Here is a 729-nt window from a genome sequence, read left to right as displayed (position 1 = left end):
GCGGCATGGGTCGCGCGGGCACCGGACTCGGCCTTGTCGGCTGCCGCGTCGGCGGACCGGGCCGCGGCCTGGGCCTTCTCCGCGGCGGCCCAGGCCATGTCAGCGGCGTGCTGTGCCCGGGTCGCGGCGGCCCGGGAGTTCGCCGCCGCGCCGGTGGCGGTGTTCGCGGCTGATCGAGCGGACCGGGCGGCGTTACCGGCGGTGGTGGCCTCCCGGTCGGCGATCGCGGCCTGCTCCTGCGCCTCACGCCTCTCGGCCTCGGTGCTCGCCGACGCCGCCGCGGCACGGAAGGCCTGCGCTTTGGCTTTGGCGGTCTGTTCGTCGCGCTCGGCGGCGTTGGCCGCGTCGCGGGCCTCCCTGGCGGTCGCCTCGTGCTCCCAGGCCCGGTCCTCGGCGTACGCGGCCGCCTGATCAGCGTCTTCCGCCTTGGAGTTCGCAGTACTGGCGATGCCGGCCTGCCGGTCGGCTTCAGCACGGGCACTCGCGGCGACAGCGGCCTGGCGTTCGGCTTCGGCGCGGTGGCGCTCGGCGTTGGCACGTTCGTCATCGGCGATCTTGCGCTGCCGGGCGGCTTCGGCGGCCTGATCCTCGGCGATCCTGCGCTGCTGGGCGACCTTGGCCGCCTCGGCCGCGGCAGCACGCTCGGCGGCCTGGGCCTGTTCGCGGGCGGTCTTGGCGCGGGCCGCGGCGGTCTTCGCCGCGGTGGCCTGCTTCTCGGCGGAGGCGGCG

1 pseudogene is annotated in these 729 nt (G+C 76.8%); it reads right to left on the bottom strand.

Annotated features, from left to right (window positions below):
- Positions 1-729, bottom strand: a pseudogene (locus tag ACQ0O7_RS45195) (hypothetical protein); the annotation flags it as partial.

This window comes from Actinoplanes sp. G11-F43 (assembly GCF_050589265.1).
GTDB lineage: Bacteria > Actinomycetota > Actinomycetes > Mycobacteriales > Micromonosporaceae > Actinoplanes.
The sequence above is the reverse complement of the archived record's forward strand: the minus strand, read 5'-3'. Positions and strand labels throughout refer to the sequence as shown.